Annotated in this window: 18 protein-coding genes; 16 read left to right on the top strand and 2 right to left on the bottom strand. The window is 62.3% G+C overall.

Annotation, left to right across the window (positions count from 1 at the left end; all coding sequences use genetic code 11):
- The first annotated feature begins 156 nt into the window (after positions 1-156).
- The 9 genes from J3485_RS22905 (at position 157) to J3485_RS22865 (ending at position 10,668) form a co-directional block, all read left to right on the top strand.
- Positions 157-1,410 carry an urea ABC transporter substrate-binding protein gene (locus J3485_RS22905; protein ID WP_206956601.1) on the top strand — a complete coding sequence of 418 codons (1,254 nt, stop codon included), beginning with the start codon at positions 157-159 and terminating at the stop codon, positions 1,408-1,410.
- An 11-nt stretch (positions 1,411-1,421) separates the two neighbouring features.
- Positions 1,422-2,288: an ABC transporter permease subunit gene (locus J3485_RS22900; protein WP_206956600.1), complete on the top strand. Its 867-nt coding sequence runs from the start codon at positions 1,422-1,424 to the stop codon at positions 2,286-2,288.
- Positions 2,289-2,301: 13 nt separating this feature from the next.
- The gene (locus J3485_RS22895) at positions 2,302-4,224 is read left to right on the top strand and encodes an ABC transporter permease subunit (protein ID WP_206956599.1); all 1,923 of its coding nucleotides are present in this window, start codon (positions 2,302-2,304) and stop codon (positions 4,222-4,224) included.
- Entirely contained in the window at positions 4,208-4,909 is a 702-nt protein-coding gene (locus tag J3485_RS22890; RefSeq protein WP_206956598.1) for an ABC transporter ATP-binding protein, read from the top strand. Before J3485_RS22895 ends, J3485_RS22890 begins: the two co-directional genes overlap by 17 nt.
- Before the next feature lie 221 nt (positions 4,910-5,130).
- Entirely contained in the window at positions 5,131-6,585 is a 1,455-nt protein-coding gene (locus J3485_RS22885; protein ID WP_206956597.1) for an amidase, read from the top strand.
- The gene (locus J3485_RS22880; protein ID WP_206956596.1) at positions 6,582-7,742 is read left to right on the top strand and encodes a transporter substrate-binding domain-containing protein; all 1,161 of its coding nucleotides are present in this window, start codon (positions 6,582-6,584) and stop codon (positions 7,740-7,742) included. The genes J3485_RS22885 and J3485_RS22880 overlap by 4 nt, the downstream gene beginning before the upstream one ends.
- A 24-nt stretch (positions 7,743-7,766) precedes the next feature.
- A complete protein-coding gene (locus J3485_RS22875) occupies positions 7,767-8,375 on the top strand; it encodes an ANTAR domain-containing response regulator (protein WP_206956595.1) in 609 nt (202 codons plus the stop codon).
- Entirely contained in the window at positions 8,368-9,588 is a 1,221-nt protein-coding gene (locus J3485_RS22870) for an amidase (protein WP_206956594.1), read from the top strand. Before J3485_RS22875 ends, J3485_RS22870 begins: the two co-directional genes overlap by 8 nt.
- A gap of 57 nt (positions 9,589-9,645) precedes the next feature.
- Positions 9,646-10,668, top strand: coding sequence for an alpha/beta fold hydrolase (locus J3485_RS22865; RefSeq protein ID WP_206956593.1), 1,023 nt, complete (start codon positions 9,646-9,648; stop codon positions 10,666-10,668).
- 70 nt (positions 10,669-10,738) lie between these two features.
- Here J3485_RS22865 and J3485_RS22860 read toward each other — a convergent pair whose 3' ends face one another.
- Entirely contained in the window at positions 10,739-12,037 is a 1,299-nt protein-coding gene (locus tag J3485_RS22860; RefSeq protein ID WP_206956592.1) for an L-fuconate dehydratase, read from the bottom strand.
- A gap of 147 nt (positions 12,038-12,184) precedes the next feature.
- On the opposite strand from J3485_RS22860, the gene J3485_RS22855 reads away from it, so the two are divergent.
- The 4 genes from J3485_RS22855 to J3485_RS22840 all read left to right on the top strand — a co-directional run bounded on the left by J3485_RS22855 (position 12,185) and on the right by J3485_RS22840 (position 16,550).
- Complete coding sequence (locus tag J3485_RS22855) at positions 12,185-12,946, top strand: GntR family transcriptional regulator (protein ID WP_206956591.1); 762 nt, start codon at positions 12,185-12,187, stop codon at positions 12,944-12,946.
- Positions 12,947-12,958: 12 nt separating this feature from the next.
- The gene (locus tag J3485_RS22850) at positions 12,959-14,470 is read left to right on the top strand and encodes a sugar ABC transporter ATP-binding protein (protein WP_206956590.1); all 1,512 of its coding nucleotides are present in this window, start codon (positions 12,959-12,961) and stop codon (positions 14,468-14,470) included.
- Positions 14,471-14,489: 19 nt separating this feature from the next.
- Complete coding sequence (locus tag J3485_RS22845) at positions 14,490-15,518, top strand: ABC transporter permease (protein WP_206956589.1); 1,029 nt, start codon at positions 14,490-14,492, stop codon at positions 15,516-15,518.
- A 90-nt stretch (positions 15,519-15,608) separates the two neighbouring features.
- A complete protein-coding gene (locus tag J3485_RS22840; RefSeq protein ID WP_206956588.1) occupies positions 15,609-16,550 on the top strand; it encodes an ABC transporter substrate-binding protein in 942 nt (313 codons plus the stop codon).
- Positions 16,551-16,656: 106 nt separating this feature from the next.
- Here J3485_RS22840 and J3485_RS22835 read toward each other — a convergent pair whose 3' ends face one another.
- Positions 16,657-17,004, bottom strand: a complete 348-nt coding sequence (locus tag J3485_RS22835; RefSeq protein WP_206956587.1) for a hypothetical protein — start codon at positions 17,002-17,004, stop codon at positions 16,657-16,659.
- 453 nt (positions 17,005-17,457) lie between these two features.
- Between J3485_RS22835 and J3485_RS22830 the strand changes: the two genes are divergently transcribed.
- The 3 genes from J3485_RS22830 to J3485_RS22820 are packed head-to-tail and all read left to right on the top strand — an operon-like array spanning position 17,458 to position 21,559.
- Positions 17,458-19,752, top strand: a complete 2,295-nt coding sequence (locus J3485_RS22830; protein ID WP_206956586.1) for a ferritin-like domain-containing protein — start codon at positions 17,458-17,460, stop codon at positions 19,750-19,752.
- On the top strand, positions 19,749-20,699 hold the full coding sequence (gene bufB / locus J3485_RS22825) for an MNIO family bufferin maturase (protein ID WP_206956585.1): 951 nt from the start codon (positions 19,749-19,751) through the stop codon (positions 20,697-20,699). Before J3485_RS22830 ends, bufB begins: the two co-directional genes overlap by 4 nt.
- A gap of 2 nt (positions 20,700-20,701) precedes the next feature.
- Positions 20,702-21,559: an HvfC/BufC N-terminal domain-containing protein gene (locus J3485_RS22820; protein WP_206956584.1), complete on the top strand. Its 858-nt coding sequence runs from the start codon at positions 20,702-20,704 to the stop codon at positions 21,557-21,559.
- Positions 21,560-21,769 lie beyond the last annotated feature (210 nt).

Here is a 21,769-nt window from a genome sequence, read left to right as displayed (position 1 = left end):
AGCCGACATTACTGAGGCAATGACGCCCTTTACCTACCCGGATTCCGGGAGGAAGGGCGTTTTTGCTTTTCTGCTCTCCCTTTCTCCCGGTGGTCCATCGCGGTGCGCGGCAATGAATTGTCGCCGCCGCGACAGTTCATCCTGCGGGAGACTGAAATGAACCGTTTCTTTTCATCGAGCAGACTGCGTTGCGCGGTCATTGCGCGCGCGTGCGCGGTGCTCGTCCTGCTTTTCGTCGGCGTCATGCGTCCGGCCATGGCCGACGACGCCATTCCGGTCGGCGCGATCTTCGACCTGACCGGCGGCCTCAACATCTACGGCATCCAGCAGAGCCGCGCGCTGCATCTGGCCGTCGACGACGTCAACAAGCATGGTGGCGTGCTCGGCCATCAGATCAAAATCGTCGAGGCCGATGCGCAGTCGGAGCAAAGCAAGTACACCCAGTACGCGAATACGCTGATCATGCGCGACCGGGTCGTTGCGCTGTTCGCGGGCTTGACGAGCGCGGCGCGCGAAGCGATTCGGCCCGTCGTGCGTGCTTACCGCATTCCGTACTTCTACACGTCGCTCTATGAAGGCGGGGCTTGCGATCGCTTCACTTTCGTCACCGGGCCCAGCGCATCGCAGCAACTCAGCGTGCTCATCAAATGGGCAGTGGCGCAGTATGGCAAGCGCATCTACGTGATGGCGCCCGACTACAACTTCGGCACGATCTCAGCGCAATGGATCGATCGCTACGCCAAGGCGAATGGCGCCACCGTGGCCGGCGTCGAGTTCCTGCCGCTGACGCTGAGCGATTTCGGGCCGACGCTGCAGAAGATCCAGGCCGCCCGGCCGAACTTCGTCGTGGCGCTGCCGGTTGGCGCGAATCAGACCGGGTTCGTCGAGCAGTTCGCGGCTGCCGGTCTCAAGCATTCGATCGCGCTCGTATCGACGAACTACGGTTCCGGCAATCAGCAGGTCGTGGTGTCGCCGGCGGCGAGCGCCGGCGTGGTCTCGGCACTCGAGTATTTCGACGCGCTCGACACGCCTGAAAATGCCGCGTTCAAGGCGCTCTGGCACAAGACGTACGGCAATACCGAGCCGGTGCTCGGCGTCGCGGTGAACACGTGGAATGCGCTGCACCTCTGGGCCCAAGCCGTATCGAAGGCCGGCAGCACGGACCCGGACAAGACGATTGCCGCGCTCCAATCGGGCATCGGCTTCGATGGCCCGAATGGCGAGGTGACGCTCGAGCCCGGTTCGCACCACGTGCGCGAAAACATCTATATCGTGCGCGCCGATCTCAAGCGCGGCTTCCAACTCGTGCAATCGCACACGGCAGTTGCGCCGGTGTACGAAAACGAGACCTGCGACCTCATTCACCATCCCGCCACGGCCACGCAATTCACGCCGGCGCGAAACCCGTAACGGAGTGCGCCATGCATCTCGACTATCTGCTGCAGACGGTGCTTCTCTCGTTGTCTAGCGCATCGATTCTGCTGATCGCCACGTTGGGCCTTGCGATCGTGTTCGGACTCATGGGCGTGATCAATCTCGCTCACGGCGAGTTCATCATGATTGGCGGCTACGCGGCGCTTAGCGCCGTCCGTGCCGGCGTGCCGTTCGTGCTCGCGATCGCGATCGCGACGCTCGTCGCCGCTGCTTTCGGTGCGCTCATCGAACGTCTCGTCATCAGCCGGTTGTACGGGCGTTTGTTCGACACGATGCTGGCGACATGGGGACTCAGTCTCGCGCTCTATCAGGGCGCGGTACTGATGTTCGGCACGGTGACCCCAGGGGTGGCGATCGCGACCACGTCCGTGCAAATCGGCGCGTACTCGATCTCGCTGTACTCGCTCTCGATGATCGGCGTTGCCGCGCTGCTTTTCGCCGGCTTGTATTTGCTGTTTACGCGTACCGGTTACGGCATCGCCGCGCGCGCCGCGATTCAGGATCCGAACATCGCTCGTGCGCTCGGCATGCAGACCGTGCGTCTGAACAATCTAACGTTCGCGCTCGGGTCGGGCCTTGCGGGCTTCGCGGGTGCCGTACTGCTCCCCATCATTCCCGCCACGCCGGGGATGGGTTTTGCATTCGTCATCAAGGCGTTCCTCGCGGTCGTCGCCGCCGGTCCGGTGACGCTCGCGGGCACGCTCGTTTCCGGCGGCGTACTGGGAGCACTCGCGAGCGCGAGTGCGACGTATTGGTCGAGCGTGGCGGGTGATCTCCTGTTCTTCGCCGCGACGATCGCGTTGCTGGTCGTCTTCCCCCGTGGCTTGTCCGCCGGATGGCGCATCAAACTTTGAGAGCTGACATCCCATGAAAACCCTGGCCAACCTTTTCTTTGCCGGCAGCATGCCCAGCCTGCGACACTCGACCCACGGGGCGCAACGACGCGGTTTGTATCTGCTCGCAGGCATCGTTCTACTGCTCGTGATCGGCGCTTCGGTTGCCGACCCCTACCTCAGCTATGTCGCCACGTCGTGGCTGATCTTCGGGCTCGCGGGCCTGAGCCTCGATCTCGTATGGGGGCGTGGCGGCTTCCTGAGTCTGTGTCAAAGCGCGCTGTACGGCATCGGCGGCTACGTCGGCAGCATCGTCGCGATCAACTTCTCGCCGTTGACCGGCGACACGTTGATCTGGTCGCTGCCGGCTGGTGCGCTGGCCGGTGCGCTACTGGCCGGTGCGCTCGGCGCGGCGATCTTCTACGGGCGTATGGGGCCGTTGCAAGGCACGATCCTCACGTACGCGTGCACGCTGCTACTGTGGACCGCATCCGTTTCGCTGAACGTCCAGGTCGGCGCCGCGACGGTAGGCGGCGACAACGGCCTGTCCGGCATCCCGAACATGGTCCTCGGCTTCGGTGCCGACGCGGCCGCGCTCACGCCGCGCGCCGGCTTCATCTGCGTGCTGGCCATTGCCGTGGCGATCGGCGTGGCCGCGAGCTCGCTGATGCGCTCTCCGTTTGGCCGCGTCATCGACTGCATTCGTATGAACGTCGACAAGGCCGAGTTGCTCGGCTACGACGTGCGCCGCTATCAGACCGTGCTGTTCGCGCTGTCCGGCGGGATCGCCGGCATTGCGGGCGCGTTGTACGGCGCTTGGTCCCACTACCTGAGTCCGTCGATCTTCAGCGCCCAGGAGGCGCTGATGCTGCCGATCTATGTGCTCGTCGGCGGTCTCGGCACGCTGATCGGCCCGTTCATGGGTGCGGCTCTCGTGGGCGGCCTGTCCTTCTGGCTCGGCGGCGGCGTGATCGGAGGGCAGACGACGCTCGTGATGGGGGTGTGCCTGATCCTGCTCGTGCTGTTCTTGCGCGAGGGCCTGCTGGGCGCGCTGCTCAAGCGCAAGCAGGATGGACGCACGCCCGGGCAAGCGCGCGTCGATACGGCGGTTGCGCATTCGCCATCCGGTCTTACCCAGGCGTCGGCTCGAGTGAGCGCGGAGGGCGTCGACACGCCGAAGATCGATCTTGCGCGCCTTGCCGACCTACGCGCGCCGCTTGCGAACCACTCGCCCTCGATGTCGGCGGATCGCCTCGTCAAAGCGTTCGGCGGCGTGGTTCCGGTGCGCGAGGTCAGCCTGAGGTTCTCGCCCGGCCGCGTCCGCTGCCTGATCGGCCCGAACGGCGCCGGCAAGAGCTCACTGCTGCGCTGTTGCACGGGCGTGTACGCACTCGATAGCGGCCGTCTCGAACTGAACGGCCGCGACATGTCGCGCGCAAAGCCGTTCGAGCGGGTGCGGGCGGGGCTTGGCGTCAAGATGCAAGTCGCCCAAGTATTCGATGCGATCAGCGTGCGCGAGAACTTGTGGATCGCGGCCTATGCGAAGTCGCATGACGCGGACGAAGCGTCGCGCCATGCAGACGACATGCTGCGCGTCATCGGCCAGAGCGCGATCGGCGAGCGGCTCGCGGGCGAGCTGTCGCACGGCGAGCAGCAGTGGCTCGACATCGGCATGGTGCTGTGCTCGTCACCCGACGTCATTCTGCTCGACGAGCCCGCCGCCGGCATGACCGGAGCGGAACGCCGCGAACTTTGCGCGCTGATTCGCGCGCTGGCCTCTCATAGCGTCGTCATCGTCGTCGAACACGACATGGACTTCGTGCGCGAACTCGATGCGCACGTCACCGTGCTGCATCGGGGCGAGGTGTTCGCGGAAGGCGATATCGAGGCGCTGCGCAACGACGACCGGATTCTCGACATTTACCTCGGGAGACGCAAACATGTTCTCGATATCTAATGCAAGCGGCGGCTACGGTGGCACGCCCATTCTTCACCGCGTCTCGCTGGAGGTCCGAAACGGCGAGATGGTCGGTCTGCTCGGCCGCAACGGCGTTGGCAAGACGACCCTGATGCAGTACGCGATGGGGCTGCTCGCAGGCAAACAGAGCGGCGAAGTCAGCTTGCGCGGCGAGCGCCTGGGATCTTCGCCCGAGCTGCGCGCACGCAAGGGCCTGGGCTATGTGCCGCAGGGGCGCCGCGTATTCGCGCGGCTCTCCGTGGCCGAGAACGTTGCCGTCGCCGCATACGCCTGCGGTTATCCGCGTGCCGCGGCGGTCGCTGCATTTTTCGAAACATTCCCCATGTTGCGCGAGCACGCTCAGGTGCTCGCCGGCAAGCTGAGCGGCGGGCAGCAGCAGATTCTCGCGATCGGGCGGGCGCTTGCCACGCGTCCGGCCGTGCTCTTGCTCGACGAGCCGACCGAGGGCGTCCAGCCTTCGATCGTCGATGACATCGCCGGCATTCTCGCGCGGCTCAATCGCGAAACGGGGCTGGCGATGCTGATAGCCGAGCAGGATCTCGACTTCTGTCTGTCGATCGCATCGCGCGCGTATGTGATGGACCACGGCACTGTCGCACGTGAGTGCACGCGCGACGATCTGCTCGGCGACAAGGCGCTGCTGCATGAGCTGCTTGCCGTTTGAGCGACGACGGATACGGAACTGAACATGCGAAATACTTCTCATCCTGTACCGCCTCGCGCGATCGCCGAACCTTGGGAGCAGGGCGTTGCCTTTGCCTCGCAGGTAGCCGGTATCGTCGAGGAACTGGCGACTGCCATGGCGATGTTGCCGGATGTCGGCGGTCGCGAGCCGGCTTTCTCCTTTCGGCCGCGGTTCGATGCCGCTAAACCGGAGTGCGGCCGATGAACGTCCCGCAACTGAATGGCTTGAGCGCCGAAGCGCTTGCGCAAGCGATCCGCGGCAGGGAGATTCGCGCGGAAGCGGTCATGCGCGCAACGTTCGATGCACTGGCGAGCCTGAATGGACCGATCAACGCTTTCGTCACTCATGATCGCGAAGCTGCGCTCGAGGCGGCGCGTCGCGTCGACATCGCGATTCAAGCGGGCGAAACGCTCGGCGAGCTGGCGGGCGTTCCGCTCGCAATCAAGGACAACTGCTTGACGACGGATTTTCCGAGCACGGCCGGCTCGCACGTGCGTGGGACCGACTGCGCGGCACAGGACGCGACCTCGGTGGCTCGGTTGCGCGCCGCGGGCGCGATCGTCGTCGGCAAGACGAACATGCACGAATGGGCCTATGGCGCGACTAATGCCCAGTCGCGTTACGGAGCATGCCGCAATCCCTGGGACACGGGCAGGATCTCCGGCGGATCGAGCGGCGGCTCGGCCGCCGCCGTCGCCGCGCGCATCGTGCCGGCCGCGCTCGGCACGGACACGGGCGGCTCGGTGCGTATTCCGGCCGCCGCCTGCGGCGTGAGCGGGATCAAACCGACACACGGGCTCGTCAGCCGTCATGGCGTGCTGCCGCTTGCGTGGTCGTTCGACTGCGTGGGCCCGATCGCCCGCTCCGCCGCGGATCTCCACTTGCTGCTGCGCGTACTGGCGGGACCGGACGCCAAGGACCCGACGACCGAGGGCGCGTGCCCGCCGCCTCGCGCCGCGCGCCGCCTCGCTACGTTGTGCGGGCTGCGTATCGGCGTGCTTGACGGCGTCGGACTCGAAACGAGCGCCGACGTCGGACGATGTGTGAACGAAGCGCTCGCATTGCTGGCTGCGGACGGCGCCGCGATCGAGACGCGCCATCCGCCCGATCTGGCAAGCGGCTTTGCGGCCTGGAAGGTCATCATGCATGCCGAAGCCAGCGCATGGCACCGAAACTTGCTCGACCGTTCGGGTGACGCATATTCCGCGGCGGTGCGCAGCCGCCTGGAGGCAGGGCGTTCGATCAGCGCGGTCGATTACTTGCGCGCGCAACAATATCGCAACGCCTTCCTCGAGCAGTGCGGCACTGCGCTCGGCGACTGCGATGCGTGGGTGTTGCCGACGTTGCCGATCGTCGCGCCGCTCGCGGACGAAACCGATGTGACGCTCGGCGACACCCGGGTCAGCGTGCAGGACGCAATGACGCGCATGCCGTGGCTGGCGAACTTCACCGGCATGCCTTGCGTCAGCCTGCCATGCGGTATCGGCGAAGCGGGGGCGCCGGTCGGCCTATCGTTGCTCGGACGGCCAGGGACCGATTTCGCATTGCTCGAAATCGGCATACGCTTTCAGCAATTGAGCGAGTGGCACACGCGCGGCCCGGCACAGGTTCACGCTGAGAAGGCGCTTGCCATCGCGACAGGAGATAGCAGATGAATGACGCTCCGATTTCCACGCTTGCAGCGCGTACGGTCGAGGAAACCGGCATCGCCGTCGGGGTCTTGTTTGCGCAGAGCGGACATATGGCGGTCACTGAGGAAGCGATGCTGCGCGGCACTTTGATTGCGATCGACGAGATCAACGGTGCCGGCGGCATCGAAGGGCGGATGCTGATTCCCTATATCGAGTCGCCGCTCGACGATCACATCAACTATCGCGACCTAGCGACGAAATTGATCGTTCACGATCACGTCAGCGCGATCTTCGGCTGCTGTTCGTCGGCGAGCCGCAAAGCCGTGTTGCCCGTAGTCGAGCGGCACGATACGCTGCTGTTCTACCCTTCTGTGTACGAAGGATTCGAGTACTCGCCGAACGTGATCTACAGTGGCCCCACGCCGAGCCAGTCAGTCGTGCCGCTGCTCGAATATCTGTTCAGCACCTGCGGCCGCAAGGTGTTCTTGATCGGCTCCAATTACGTGTTCGCGCGAGAAATCAACCGCATCACACGCGAGTTTCTCGAAGAGAGCGAGGCGATCGTCGCCGGTGAGCTGTATCTGGATTTTTCACCGAGTGCCGCTCAGTTGCGCGTCGCGGTGGAGCAGGTGGCCAAGGCCCGCGCGGACTTGATCCTTTCGACGGTCGTCGGCGAGGACACTGCCGCGCTGCTCAATGCCTGCAACGCGCATGGCATACGGGCGAGCAGCACGCCAGTCGCGACGCTCACCGCCGGCGAAGGCGAGCTTGCGCGCGCCGTACCTCGCGCGCGCGAAGGCGTGCTGACCGCCAATCCCTACTTTCCCGCGATCGATACGCCGGAGAATCGCGCGTTCGTCGAACGCTATCAACAGCGCTATGGTCTCGCCGAATGGCCGTCGATGTATGCCGCGAGCGCCTACTCCCAGGTGCATCTGTTCGCCTTGGGCGTGAGGCAGGCCGGTGCGACCGACACCGGCGCGGTGCTTGCGGCGCTGCAAGGCGCACGTCTCGGAACGCCGCACGGAGAGATCGTCGTCGACGCGGAGAACAACCACGTGTCGTTGCAGCCGCGCATCGGCCGCGCGCGGCCCGACGGGAGCTTCGAGATCATTTGGGAGGCGCAATCGGCCGTGCAACCCGATCCGTATCTCGTCAGCTACAACCGCCACGTCCGCTAACCCGGCGGCAACTGGAGCCGTCCTATGTCATGGGATCCACCTTCATACCGGTCGCTGGCGCGAGCGTTCGTCGTCGTGATCCATCCCGACGACGAAGACTGTACCGCGCTGTGCCAGCAGTTGCGCCGCATTGGCTGCCGCGTGACGGCAATGTGGCCGCCGCCGGCCATGCTGCCTGCGCGTGCGGACGTCGTGTTCTACCTCGAAGACCCAGCCGGCAGACATCGCCATCTGTGGCACGCGGAGCCCGTGTCCGCCGTGCGCGTCGCGGTCATTGCCTATGAGAACCCGGTGGTTCTCGAAGCGATCGCCGCGGCTAATGCACATGCGGTAGTCAGCAAGCCGATACGCACGTTCGGCATTCTCGCGAGCGTGTTCGTGGCGTGCACGCTTTCTCGTTACGAGGAAAAGCTGCTTGCACGTATCGCCCGTCTCGACGACACGCTCAAGTCGCGCCGTCTGATCGAGCGGGCCACGCGCGTGCTCTCGGCGCGGCTGGAACTGAGCGAGGACGCCGCCTACGCGGCAATGCGCGCCGAAGCCATGGCGCGCCAAATGTCCATTTCGGCGATGGCCGAATCGATCATCAACGCCGAGGGCCTTCTTGCGCCAAAGGAACGCAAGCATGACTGAACAGTACGACCGTTACGGCTTCGACCGGCGAGTATGCGTTCACCCACCGCTCGACAGCGGGCCGTTGCGTGGCCTTCGAATCGCCGTCAAGGACGTGTTCGATATTGCAGGCCATGTCAGCGGCGCCGGCAATCCGGATTTCGCGCGCACGGCGCAACCCGCTACGACCCATGCGGCTGCTGTTGCGAAGCTGCTCGACGCCGGCGCGACGATCATCGGTAAGACGCTCTGCGATGAGCTCGCATTTTCGATAACGGGCCGCAATATCCACTATGGAACGCCGCTGAATACGCAGGCGCCCGATCGCCTGCCGGGCGGCTCGTCGAGCGGATCGGCGGCAATCGTCGCAGCGGGATTGGCCGACGCGGCGCTTGGCACCGATACCTCCGGTTCGGTTCGCTTGCCGGCGTCCTGGTGTGGCCTGTACGGCATGCGGCCGACCTGGGGCGCGATCGATACCACGGGTATCGTGCCGCTTGCGCCTAGCTTCGATACGGTAGGGTGGTTCGCGCGCGAGCCCCGCATGCTGAAATGTCTCGGCAACGTGCTGCTGCCGGCGAGGAGACACGCACCACGCCGCGACGCAGTGTCGGGCTACCGCCTCGCGATCGCGAGCGACGCCTTCGCGTTGCTCGATCCCGGCGTGGCGCAATCGTTGAATTTCGCGCTGATGCTGGTGCGCGACAGCTTCGACGCATGCGCGGAGATATGCCTAAGTGTCGATAGCCTCGATGCGTGGGCGCAAACGTATCGCGTTGCGCAGTCGCTTGAAGTCTGGGCGGCGCACGGTGAGTGGTACACCGCGCAGCGCCCCCGTTTCGACAGCGCGATCGAGGCGCGCTTGCGGGCGTGCCGCGAGCTCCATGCCGAGCCGCCCGCGAGCCACGCGGCCACACTGGCCGACGTGCGCGAACGTATTGCCGATGCGGTGTCGCCTTCAACGATTCTGTGCATACCCAGCGCACCCGGCATCGCGCCGTTGCGCGACGCATCGGCCGAGACACTCGACCTGCAGCGCGCGCGCATTCTCGCGCTGACATGCATCGCCGGCCTCGGCGGCCTGCCGCAGATCACGCTGCCGATCGCGCGTCACGCGAAGTGTCCGATCGGCCTATCGCTGATCGGCCCACGCGGAAGCGATCGCGATTTGCTCGACATTGCGATGCGCTTGCCTGCCTCCTCATTGCCGCATGAGCTCGCATGGACCGCTTAGATAGCGTACCGCGTAGACATCGGCATTTTTCACTGCAATTTTCAGGTGCATTTTCGTATGACATCGACTCCTTTTCTCGTCTTCGATCTCGGTGATTTCAAGCTGCAAAAGGGCGGCACGCTGCGCGCGGCGAAACTCGCATACACGACCCACGGCACGCTGAACACCGCGCGCGACAATGCCATCGTCGCGCCGGTATGGTTTGCCGGTACGCACGACATGAATACATGGCTCATTGGTCCGGGCGAGCCGCTCGACCCCGAGCGGTACTTCGTGATCGTGCCGAACTTGTTCGGTAACGGGCTGTCTTCGTCGCCGAGCAATACGCCTGCGCCGTTCGATGGGCCGCGCTTCCCGGCCGTGACGATGGTGGACAACGTGCGTGCGCAGCACGAACTCGTGACCCGGCATCTCGGCGTCAAGCATATCGAGCTGGTGACCGGATCGTCGATGGGCGCCATGCAAGCGTTTCATTGGGCGGCGCTTTATCCCGACTTGGTTCGCAGGATCGCGCCGTTCTGCGGCGCCGCTCGCTGTTCCCGCCATAATCAGGTGTTTCTCGAAGGGGTGCGGGCGGCGCTTACGGCGGACGCGGCGTTTGCGCGAGGGGCGTACACGACGCGCCCGGAGCGCGGGCTGCGTGCGATGGGGCGCGTATATGCCGGCTGGGCGCTATCGCAAGCGTTCTATCGCGAAGGTCTCGACCTGACGGCGCTCGGCTACTCGTCGCTCGAAGACTTCATCATCGGATTCTGGGAAAGTGCTTTTCTCGACGTCGACGCCAACGACCTATTGGCAATGCTATGGACGTGGCAGCATGGCGATATCGGCGACAACGAGCACTATCGCGGCGACTTCAAAAGGGCACTGCAGGAGATTCGCGCGCGAGCGTTCGTGATGCCGTCGCAAACGGATCTGTATTTTCCGCCGGAAGATAGCGAGATCGAAGTCGCGCACATGCGCAATGCTCAACTGCACGTCATTCCGTCGATATGGGGGCATATGGCTGGCGGCCCAGCGCTCAACCCCGTGGACGCAGCGTTCATCAAGCAGAAACTCATGGAGCTTCTTCGAGATTAAAAGTTGAAATGACAGGGGGAGTGTCAGAGACTCCCCCTGTCATTTCAACTCACTGATTTCAACTCACTGTCTAAGGCCGCCACGCTTCGCCTTCGGGGAAAGCGTACTTCTCGAGCGAGTCGAGCTTCATTTCAATGCTGTAACCCGGCTGCCGAGGCGGCATATACCGGCCATTGCGGATCATGACCGGATCGACGAAATGCTCGTGCAGATGGTCGACATACTCGAGCACGCGGTTCTCGAGCGACGCCGACACGCAGATATAGTCGATCAGCGAAATGTGCTGCACGTACTCGCACAATCCGACGCCGCCCGCGTGCGGACAGACGGGCACGCCGAACTTCGCCGCCATCAGCAGCACGACGATCACTTCGTTCAGGCCGCCTAACCGGCAAGCGTCCACCTGACAGAAGTCGATCGCGTGCGCCTGCAACAACTGCTTGAACATCACGCGATTGTGACAGTGCTCGCCCGTCGCGACTCCAATCCCTCCCAGGCGCTGGCGTATCGTCGCATGACCGAGAATATCGTCGGGGCTTGTCGGCTCCTCGATCCACCATGGGTCGAATTCCGCTAGACGCCGCATGTTCGCAACCGCTTCGTCGACGTCCCACACCTGATTGGCGTCCATCATCAGCTTCAGGTTCTCGCCGATTTCCTCCCGCAGAACGCGGGCCCGCCGCACGTCTTCGTCGAGATCGCCGCCTACTTTCTGCTTGAAATGCGTCCAGCCCAGCGCAACGCCTTCGCGCGCGAGACGCCGGATCTTGTCGTCGTCGTAGCCAAGCCAGCCGGCCGAGGTCGTATAGGCGGGATAACCTTGCGCGAGTATGCCCCTTTCGCGCGCGCCCTTGGTTTTCGCGTGGCGGTGCAGCATGGCTAACGCTTCGTAAGGGGTGATCGCATCTGTTACGTAGCGAAAATCCAAGCAGCGCACAAGTTCTTCGGGGCTCATATCGACGAGCAGCTTCCACACCGGCTTACCAACCGACTTCGCCCACAGATCCCAAACGCCATTCACGACGGCCGCCGTAGCCAGATGAATCGCGCCTTTGTCCGGGCCGATCCAGCGCAATTGGCTGTCGGACGTGAACGCGCGCCAGAATGCGCCCATATTCGCGGTAATGTCTTCGAGACGCTTGCCGACGATGAGCGGCATCAGCGCATTGACGGCCGTCACGCAGATTTCATTGCCGCGCCCGATCGTGAACGTAAGACCGTGTCCCGTGAACTGGCGGGGCGAATCGGTTTCGAGCGTGACGTAAGTGGCGGAGTAATCGGGCGCCGCGTTCATCGCGTCGGAGCCGTCGAGCGAACGCGAAGTGGGAAACCGGATATCCCGAACGGACAGCCTTGTGATCGTGGTCATCTGACCTCCCTCCAGGGGGACGGCTATCGGCTTTGGCCGGTTAGCGACGACGAACCGTTTCACGCGTGCATCGGTACGAGCGACATCGACAAAGCGAGGGGAATCAGGCGTTTGCACGCGTTGACAATGCCGAATTCACTACCTAGCATGCTAGCATGTCTCTTGAAAATCAAGCACGCTGTGAGCTTTTTACCCGATGTATCGAGTGCCGTCCGCAATCCTTATGTCGCACTGCAAAAGGTGAGCGGTGGCGAACGCGGCAGCCTGACCGACACGGTTGAACAGGCGCTGAGAGAAGCGATCGTGACGCTTGCGCTGGAACCCGGAATGATGATCGACAAGATGGCGATCTGCGAACGGATGGGGGTATCGCGCTTTCCCGTTTCCGCCGCGCTGGCGAGGCTTGCCCATGCCGGCCTCGTCGAAGTGTTGCCGCAGCGCGGCACGCGCGTCAAACCGATCGCGCTCGACGACATCCGCCAGCATTTGTTCATCCGTAGCGCGCTCGAAGTCGAAACGGTACGCGGTGTCGCGCTGATGCGAGACCGGGCCACGATCGATGCACTGGCCGAGAATCTCAGTCAGCAGAGTAAGGTTGCCGGGAACGGCCAGCGCCTTGCTTTTCATAAGCTCGATCTGGTCTTTCATGAAATCCTGCTCGATGCGGTGAATCTGCCGCGAGTAAAGGAAATCGTCGCGGTATCACGTAACGCGCTGGATCGCGCAAGGCAATTGCTGGCAAGTCCCGAGCGGCTCGTGCACACGCTCGACGAGCACGAACGTATTTTCGAGGCCATTTGCGCCGGCAACGCCGACGCGGCGGCAAAGGCGATGCACGAGCATCTCGATCAGGTGGTGGCGGAGTTGCATCGGTCCGCGAAAGAACGGCCGGATCTTTTCGCATCCTAGGCGTACGTCAAAATGACTCCGCTCATTTCCGTCAACAAGCTCAGCAAGAGCTTTCCCGGCGTGAGAGCGCTTCATGAAGTCCAATTCGAACTCGCGGCGGGAGAAGTGCACGCGCTGATGGGGGAAAACGGCGCAGGCAAGTCGACGCTGATGAAAATTCTCGCCGGCGTATATACCCGCGATTCAGGCGAAATTCTCTATGACGGCCGGCCCGTCGCGTTCGCGAGCCCGCGTGAGGCCCAAGCCGCGGGCGTCGGCATCATTCATCAGGAGCTTCAACTGATGAATCATTTGACCGTCGCGCAGAATATGTTCATCGGCCGCGAGCCGCGCGCTCGTTTGCGTCTGTTGCTCGACGAAGACGAACTCAATGCACGAGCGCGCGAGATCCTCGCCCGCATGCATGTGCATCTCGACCCACGCACCATCGTCGACACGCTTACTGTCGCCAGCCAGCAGATGATCGAGATCGCCAAGGCTTTGTCGTTCGATTCGCGTGTGCTCATCATGGACGAACCGACTTCCGCGCTCAATGACGCGGAGATCGCCGAACTCTTCCGAATCATTCGTCAATTGAAGGCGCGCGGAGTCGGGATCATCTACATCTCGCACAAGATGGATGAACTCAAGCAGATTTCCGATCGCGTCACCGTGTTGCGAGACGGCGAATACGTGGCCACCGTCGCCACCGCCGATACGAGCGTGCAGGCCATCATCGGCATGATGGTGGGAAGAACGCTTGCGGACGTCGCGCCTTATCAGGGTCGTGCGCATCTGGGTGACATCGCGCTCGAAGTGAAGCATCTGAACGCTGGTCCGCTCGTCAAGGACGTGAGCTTCACGTTGCGCAAAGGCGAGATTCTGGGGTTTGCCGGACTGATGGGCGCCGGCCGCACCGAGGTCGCGCGCGCCGTGTTCGGCGCCGACCCGATCGAATCCGGCGAAATCTTCGTCAAAGGCGTGAAGGCGCCGATCAGAAAACCGAGCGACGCCGTTGCGCACAGCATCGGTTATCTCTCCGAAGACCGCAAGCGCTTCGGCCTTGCGACAGGCATGGACGTCGAATCGAACATCGTCATGTCCAACCTCGGCAAATTCCTGTCGCTGAACCTGTTCCTGCGTCGCGTGCGGATACGCAAGGCGGCGGCACATTTCATCAATTTGCTCGCCATCCGCACGCCTTCTGCGACGCAGCCGGTTCGGCTGCTGTCGGGCGGCAACCAGCAGAAGGTCGTCATTGCGAAGTGGCTGGAGCGGAACTGCGACGTGCTCTTCTTCGACGAGCCGACACGCGGCATCGATGTCGGCGCCAAGAGCGAGATCTACAAGCTTTTGCGCGCGCTCGCGGAACAAGGCAAGGCAATCGTGATGATCTCGTCGGAACTTCCGGAAATCCTGCGCATGAGCGACCGGATCGTAGTGATGTGCGAAGGCCGTGTCACCGGCGAACTCTCCGCAGGCGAGGCAACGCAGGAGCGCATCATGCATCTCGCGACGCAGCGCGAAACCTTACGAACAGCATGAGCCCCGAGAGGTCGAATCCATGACGATGCAATCGGATACCGCGGCGCTGTCCGACCAAAAACGGTCGTCCGGCTTGCGGGCGCGCATTTTCTCGCCGACTGCGGTGCAAAAGCTGCTTGCCTTTGCGAGCCTGCTTCTGATGCTGATTTTTTTCAGCTTCGCGTCGCCTGATTTCATGCAGATAGCGAATATGCTCGGCATTTTGCAGGCGACGGCCGTCAATGGCGTGCTGGCCGTTGCCAGTACGTTCGTCATCATCACGGGGGGCATCGATTTGTCCGTAGGCACGTTGATGACCTTCACGGCCGTGATTTGCGGCGTGTTTCTCAGCTATTGGCACCTGCCGATGTGGACGGGCATCCTCGCTGCGATCGGAACGGGCGCGCTGAGCGGGACCGTTTCGGGAACGCTGACGGCGAAAATGAAAATCCCACCCTTCATCGCCACGCTGGGCATGATGCTGGTGCTGAAGGGGCTTTCGCTCGTCGTCTCGGGCGAGAGGCCCATCTATTTCACCGACACCGAAAACTTCTACATGATTTCGCAGGATTCGCTGATCGGCCGCATCCTGCCGAGCGTGCCCGTGCCGAATGCGGTGCTGATCCTATTCGTACTCGCCGTTCTCAGCTCGATCACGCTCAATCGCACGGCGCTTGGCCGCTATACGTTTGCGCTCGGCAGCAATGAAGAGGCCGTGCGCCTTTCCGGCGTGAACGTCGACCGCTGGAAAATCGCCATTTATGGCCTCGGCGGGGCGATTTGCGGGATTGCGGGGCTGCTCATCGCATCGCGTCTGAATTCGGCGCAACCGGCGCTCGGTCAGGGTTACGAGCTGGAAGCCATAGCGGCCGTCGTGATAGGCGGCACGTCGTTGAGCGGTGGCTCGGGCACGATACTCGGCACCATCATCGGCGCTTTCCTCATCAGCGTGCTGACCAATGGATTGCGCATCATGTCGGTCGCGCAGGAATGGCAGATCGTGGTGACGGGCCTCATCATCATCCTCGCCGTCTACGCGGATATCTTGCGGCGCAAGAGAGGCCGATAAGGAAGAGCGGAACAGCAAAGAGAGAACAGGGAGTACCGAAAGGCTCCCTTAACGGCAGGAGGTTGATAGCCCACCTTAGGAGGAGAAGCCATGTTGAAAAGAAAACTCATCAGTGTCGTGATCGGAGTCGGCGCGCTTGTCGGGGCGGCTGGTTCGACGTATGCCGAAGAACCCTACATTCCGCTTATTTCGAAGGGTTTCCAGCATCAGTTCTGGCAAGCCGTGAAAGCCGGTGCGGAACAATCGGCGAAGGAACACAACGTCAGGATCACCTTCGAAGGCCCGGAAACGGAGGCCATGGTCGACAAGCAGATCGACATGCTCTCGGCCGCGCTCGCCAAGAATCCCCAGGCGCTCGGCATCGCCGCGCTCGACAGCAAGGCGGTCATTCCGCTGCTCAAACGCGCGCAGGCCAACAAGATACCTGTGATCGCATTCGACTCGGGCGTCGACAGCAACATTCCGCTGACGACGTGCGCAACCGATAACGTTGCGGCCGCCGCGCTCGCCGCCGACAAGATGGCGGAGATGATCGGCAATTCAGGCGAGGTTGGCATGATCGTGCACGACCAGACGAGCCGCACGGGTATCGATCGCCGCGACGGCTTTCTCAACGAGATGAAGTCGAAGCATCCTGGCATCAAGATTGTTTCCGTGCAGTACGGCGGCGGCGACCATTTGAAGTCGGCGGAGATCGCGAAGGCGATGATCCAGGGCAACCCGAACATCAAAGGCATCTTCGGTACCAATGAAGGCTCGGCGGAAGGCGCGGCGATCGGCGTCAAGGAATCGGGCAAGAAACTGGTGTTGATCGGCTACGACTCCGGCAAGGAGCAAAAGGACGACATCACCTCCGGCCTGATGGCGGGTGCGATCACGCAAAACCCGGTAGGCATCGGCAAATGCGTCGTCGATTCAGCGGTGAAAGCGTTGAAGGGCGAGAAGTTGCCCAAGAAAGTCGACACGGGCTTTTACTGGTACGACAAGACCAATATGAACGATCCGAAGATCGCAGCCGTACTTTACGATTGATTGGCGTCGATCCCGTGCAGTGCGAGAGGAAGGGCCGCGGCTCTTCCTCGGTTTTACGTGCAAGCGTGCGCTGGAAGAAAATATTGCTATAGACGATAGAAATTTACTATCGAGCAACAATCTCCCAGTTGATAGGGTAGTGAATGATGGGGGTAAAGATAACGCCTACCTTTTCCGCATCATTTTTGGCGTCAATGATCATTTCCTTTAGGTGGCTCATTTGTTTTGCATGTTCATCCGTATCCCAAATGCTTACATGAATCATGAAGCCGGCAGGGGAGCAGGCTGCATAATAGTGAATGAGTCCTGGCAATTTATTTATTGCGGGAATCAAATATTTGCCGATATCCTCAGCCATTTTATTCACTTCCGCAAATCGATTCGAATCAAAATTTGCCTGCGACACTCGCACAACAGGGGCGGGTATTTTTTCTTGGGGGACGTTATTTTCCATAAGTTCGACACCTCTCCTTTGTCAATCGTAAATTATTGATGCATCATGCCTTGCATGGAGCGCTTCAATTGTAACGACTAAGTCGTGATGTGCGCTTCTAGCCAAGCTCAAATATCTGCTTTCGGCGCAGCGTAACACGAGCGGTGAGCATCGTCTCGAGCCGCTCGGCAAGAACCGCCTCGACTCCGCGATTCGCGGCCAGTTCAAGCAACCCCACCATGGCCTTGCAGGCTTTGCGGTGCGTGAGTTGAATCTCATCTCATCGCTTGACACGCCGATATGGCTACCGTATGGTTTCGTCAGATGTAAGGTCGGTGCGGAGAAACCGGTCCAAGCCCGTTGCTCGTCGTTCTGCCTGTCTTTATAAAAAAAGACGGCTTACCAGCCGTCGCTTCCCACCCGCAGCCGGCGACCGACATTCCGATGCGCTCGCCGATCAGTAGGAGACCACGCATGGAAAGCATTGAAAGCAGTAACGGAGTCGGAGAAAACAAGCGGAGCCCCGCACATAAAGAAACCGACATCGCCGCCTTGCGGGCCATCGCCCAAGCCGCGCTCGAGGTCGAGCTCTTCACGATTCCACTGTATATGACGAGCCTGTATTCGATTTACGGCATGCATGCCATTACGGGAAAAAATCTCGATTTCTACAAGGGTCGTCTCTGGCCCGGCGCGAAGCCGGTGCGCAATCCGGCGAGCAACGAAGAGCGGGCGTTTAATATTCTCTTCTCCGTCTTTATCGACGAAATGCTGCATTTGCAACTCGCCTCGAATATGGCGACGGCCGTCAGCGACCCGAATTCGCCGCCGAAATACAGCACTTGCTCGCTCGTCGACCCCGAGACGCACGCATGGAAATGCTACGGCCCAGGCAAGACGCGCATTCCGAACATCATCGATCTCGCTCATACGCAAAGCTATCAGGATCGCAAAGAGCAGGGGCTGGCGGCCGATGTCGATGTCGGCGCGCTCAATGACGAGAAACTGTGGCTCTTCTGCGCGATCGAGCGCGACGATGCCGACGCGCGCACCGACGTGCTCGAGCAGTACCGCGGCGAGTATTTCCCGATCGCCCCGTTCGACGATATCTGGAAGTCGGGCGGCGAGCGCGGCCCCTGGGAGGCGGGTGAGCCGCTGCCGCAATTCGGCTCGATCGGCTGGATGTATCAGTGTTACGGCAACTATGTGAATGTGGTCTACGAGGACGGCTCGACGTTGTGGGATTGCGTGTTCAATCCGAACGGCCAGCAAAACGACCTGTTCAACAACTTCTCGGGCGCGGGTCATCCGATGCGCGAGTTCATGGGCTTCGAGGCAACGATCGCGCTCACATACAAGGACATCGCCAAAGAGCAGATGTTGAATATGATGAGCGCCATCACCGATCAAGGCGAAGGCAGCACGCTCAAAGAGCGGGTCCGTCGGCGCGTGGAAAAGGCCGTGGCGGTGCTCGGCGAGCATCTCGGAGAGGCGATCGAGACGCACAATTACGAGAACCTTCACGAGGTTTTCAAGGATGCGCTCGGGGTCGATACTTTGCCCGAAGACGCGCTCCCGGTGCTTGCCGAACTGACGGCGCAGCCGCAAGGGCTGTTGCAAGGCGGCGAGCGCAAGCAGCAACTGCTGCAGCGCGCGAGAGAGATCGGTTTGCGCGCGGTGAAGAAGGAGTATCGTCCGTCGCCCGTCGCGCTTGAATCGGACTATCCGAGCTTTAACGATAGCGGCGCGCTCATGCCTTCGGCCGATGCGGCGGCGCGTACCGATCACGACGAAGCCGACCACTTCGAGCGGTTCAACAGAGATATCCGGGATCTGTTCGAGCAGGGCGGCGTGCGCACATGGATCGACTGGTGGGCCGAACGGGCGAAGGAGGGCGGTGGCTGGCAGGGTAGCGATTTGAAGAAGCCCGATTACGTGCGGCCGGCCGACGATCCCATTCCTTCTCCGGATCAGGTCGCCGAGGCGCTCAACACGCTGCGCGCGGAGCCGGCGCGCTACTACCCGACGCTGAGCCAGGCCGCGGTCGGTTCGATCGCGGGCGTGCTGACCGTGCTCGACGACTTTTGGAGCGCCGCGGCCCAGGCACAGAATCCCGTACAGTTCCCGTTTCCGTCGATGGTGGGCTCGGGCGATCGCATGGCGATCTGTTGGGCCGTTTATGGGAAGGCGCCCGATTTGTCGATCGGTCTCGAGCCGCTCGATTCGAAGATTTTGTATCACGCGTGCCAAGGGCTCGACCTCAATGTCGCGAAAGCGCCGAACGATTGCGCCCAGGTCGGCGTTTTCCATAGCTGCCGCGGCTCGAATCAATGCAACGCACAGGGCGGCTGCGGCTTCGTGCAAAAGGTCTCGGGCGGCGGCAATTGCGGCACAAGCACGAGTGCGAGCACGGCGCTGCAGATGCGCACGTTCGGCAACGGCTGCAATCCGCTACCGGTTTACAGCGCGCCCGGCGACAACCGCTGCCAGGGCTTCGGTGGTTGCGCGGTGCCGATTTCGGCCTCTCAGCGCTTCCCGCTTGCGGGCACGATGCAATTGTTCGACTACAAGCAGATCGGCGGTTTCCAACCGCATTGGCAGGCGGTAGCGCTCGAAGGCCCGGACGCGACGATCGCATTCGAGAAGGGCGACCGCATCGACAAGATCGCCTACGAGGCCTACAAGCGCGTGCTGGAGGCAAGAAAGCAAGAGGTGCCGCCCGAGTTGCCGCCGAACCCGCTGCGCATCGCCATGCCGCCGTCGACATGACCGCAGGGGCCGTCTTGTACGAGGCGGCAAGCGCATCGGCTTGCCGCCTCGGCCTGCCGAATCTCGGTGACGGGGTCGGGCTGCGTCACGTCCATTTTCCACATTTGATGGCGACGGCGCCGTCGGAATGGGGCGTTGACTGGTTCGAGATCATTAGCGAGAACTTTCTCGATCACCACGGCTATGCGGCTCATGTGCTCGAGCGCATCGCGGCGCATCGGCCGATCGTCATGCACGGCGTGTCGCTCTCGATCGGCAGTGTCGCGCCGTTCGATCGCGTCTACCTGCGCAAGCTTCGCGAACTGGCCGAGCGCGTTCGCCCCGCCTGGATTTCCGATCATCTCTGCTGGACGGGCGTCAACGGCCGCAATACGCACGATCTGCTGCCGATGCCGCTCACCGAACAAAGCCTGGCGCACGTGGCCGATCGCGTTCGCGCCGTGCAGGACTATCTTGGGCGCGCGCTGATTCTTGAGAATCCGAGCAGCTATCTGACGTTTCACGCGTCGCAGATGTCCGAAGCGGAATTTCTCGCGAGGCTGGCGGACGCTACGGACTGCGGATTGTTGCTCGACGTCAACAACGTCTACGTCAGCGCCAGGAATCACGGCTTCGACCCCGTCGCCTATATCGAGCAGTTGCCGGCCGAGCGCATTGTGCAGATCCATCTCGCGGGCCCTAGCGATTGCGGTACCCATCTCATCGACACGCACGACCAACCCGTGCCGGCCGCCGTGTGGCCGCTTTACGCGCTCGCGCAGGCGCGCACGGCGGGTGTGGCGACGCTGCTCGAATGGGATGCGAGCATTCCGCCGTTTGCCGCGTTACTCGACGAACTCGGCAAGGCGAAAGTTGCGCGCGGCGGCGCGATGCCTGAGGCGGGCGACGTGCGCCTCGTGACAGGGGGGGCGTTGTCCACCCCAGTCGACTTTCAATTGAGCCGCTGACTTTGACCGATAACGTGAACGATCGCGATCTCGCCACGCTGCAACACTGGATGCAAGATGTCGTCGCCGGCGAATCCTGGACGCTCGACGACGCGCTGAGCGTCGCAGCCCAATACGGTATCGATTGCGATGCGGCGATCGTTGGTACGGAGCGATTGCCGGCGCGCCAGCGCCTCGAGATCTATGTGGTCAGCTATCGCATGCGTCTCATCGAATGCCTGCGCGCGGAATTTCCGGTGCTGAGGCGTTTCGTCGGCGATCAGGTTTTCGATCTCTTTGCCGGCGCGTATCTCGGCGCCAAGCCGCCTTCGTCCTATACGCTGTTCGATTTGGGCGCTGGCTTTGCCGATTTTCTCGAAGCCGCGCGGCCGCAGCCCAACGATGGGCGCGGCACGCTCGAAGCGCTGCCGGCGAGCCTCGCGCGGCTCGAGCGTGCGTTTGCGGAAGTGGAGCGCGCGCCCGGTATCGAAGGGGGCGAACGTTCGCTGTTTCCTGCTCCGTTCGATATCGTTTTGTTACACGCGCTTCGCTTGCGCGCGCCGGCGTCGCTGCGGCTTTTGCGGCTCGACTTCGATTTTTCGAGTCTGATTGCGGCGGTGGCGGCCGACCAGCCGTTCAGCAATCCCGCAGCGGGCGACACACACGTCGCCGTGGCCCGCAGCCACTATCGCGTGCGGCTGCATCGGCTCGAGCCATGGTCGTTTTCGTTCCTTAGCCTGCTGGGGGATACAGAGGGCAGCGTGCGCGACCTGATTCCGAGCGTGGCGGGCGAACTCGGGCGGGCTCAGGACGAGATCAGTGCGCAATTGCTGATGTGGCTGCCGTTTGCGCTCGATGCGGGGCTGCTTGTAGCGGCGTAGCTCACTGAGAGTGTTGGTGTGTTGGTTCGCACGATGCTTCATTTCTTGTCGATGCACGAATCGCGCAGCGCAGCGCGGTCATGATATTTGACATAATCTCAATTATCAACCGAGCTAGTTGTAGTGGCTAAGTTGTAACGTCCGCTTGTAGCCAAGTTCAGATGTCCGCTTTGAAGCGGCCTAAGCTTGACCGGCGCCGATTCTCCGGTG

The organism is Trinickia acidisoli (assembly GCF_017315725.1).
Classification (GTDB): domain Bacteria; phylum Pseudomonadota; class Gammaproteobacteria; order Burkholderiales; family Burkholderiaceae; genus Trinickia; species Trinickia acidisoli.
The sequence above is the reverse complement of the archived record's forward strand: the minus strand, read 5'-3'. Positions and strand labels throughout refer to the sequence as shown.

What these genes read in the sequence shown, in the direction of transcription:
- J3485_RS22875 (WP_206956595.1), top strand. Translation starts at nt 7,767, where the DNA reads ATGTCATGGGATCCACCTTCATACCGGTCGCTGGCGCGAGCGTTCGTC.
- J3485_RS22890 (WP_206956598.1), top strand. Translation starts at nt 4,208, where the DNA reads ATGTTCTCGATATCTAATGCAAGCGGCGGCTACGGTGGCACGCCCATT.
- J3485_RS22900 (WP_206956600.1), top strand. Translation starts at nt 1,422, where the DNA reads ATGCATCTCGACTATCTGCTGCAGACGGTGCTTCTCTCGTTGTCTAGC.
- J3485_RS22870 (WP_206956594.1), top strand. Translation starts at nt 8,368, where the DNA reads ATGACTGAACAGTACGACCGTTACGGCTTCGACCGGCGAGTATGCGTT.
- J3485_RS22830 (WP_206956586.1), top strand. Translation starts at nt 17,458, where the DNA reads ATGGAAAGCATTGAAAGCAGTAACGGAGTCGGAGAAAACAAGCGGAGC.
- J3485_RS22855 (WP_206956591.1), top strand. Translation starts at nt 12,185, where the DNA reads ATGCTAGCATGTCTCTTGAAAATCAAGCACGCTGTGAGCTTTTTACCC.
- J3485_RS22880 (WP_206956596.1), top strand. Translation starts at nt 6,582, where the DNA reads ATGAATGACGCTCCGATTTCCACGCTTGCAGCGCGTACGGTCGAGGAA.
- J3485_RS22835 (WP_206956587.1), bottom strand. Translation starts at nt 17,004, where the DNA reads ATGGAAAATAACGTCCCCCAAGAAAAAATACCCGCCCCTGTTGTGCGA.
- J3485_RS22885 (WP_206956597.1), top strand. Translation starts at nt 5,131, where the DNA reads ATGAACGTCCCGCAACTGAATGGCTTGAGCGCCGAAGCGCTTGCGCAA.
- J3485_RS22845 (WP_206956589.1), top strand. Translation starts at nt 14,490, where the DNA reads ATGACGATGCAATCGGATACCGCGGCGCTGTCCGACCAAAAACGGTCG.
- J3485_RS22840 (WP_206956588.1), top strand. Translation starts at nt 15,609, where the DNA reads ATGTTGAAAAGAAAACTCATCAGTGTCGTGATCGGAGTCGGCGCGCTT.
- J3485_RS22860 (WP_206956592.1), bottom strand. Translation starts at nt 12,037, where the DNA reads ATGACCACGATCACAAGGCTGTCCGTTCGGGATATCCGGTTTCCCACT.
- J3485_RS22895 (WP_206956599.1), top strand. Translation starts at nt 2,302, where the DNA reads ATGAAAACCCTGGCCAACCTTTTCTTTGCCGGCAGCATGCCCAGCCTG.
- J3485_RS22850 (WP_206956590.1), top strand. Translation starts at nt 12,959, where the DNA reads ATGACTCCGCTCATTTCCGTCAACAAGCTCAGCAAGAGCTTTCCCGGC.
- J3485_RS22905 (WP_206956601.1), top strand. Translation starts at nt 157, where the DNA reads ATGAACCGTTTCTTTTCATCGAGCAGACTGCGTTGCGCGGTCATTGCG.
- J3485_RS22865 (WP_206956593.1), top strand. Translation starts at nt 9,646, where the DNA reads ATGACATCGACTCCTTTTCTCGTCTTCGATCTCGGTGATTTCAAGCTG.
- bufB (WP_206956585.1), top strand. Translation starts at nt 19,749, where the DNA reads ATGACCGCAGGGGCCGTCTTGTACGAGGCGGCAAGCGCATCGGCTTGC.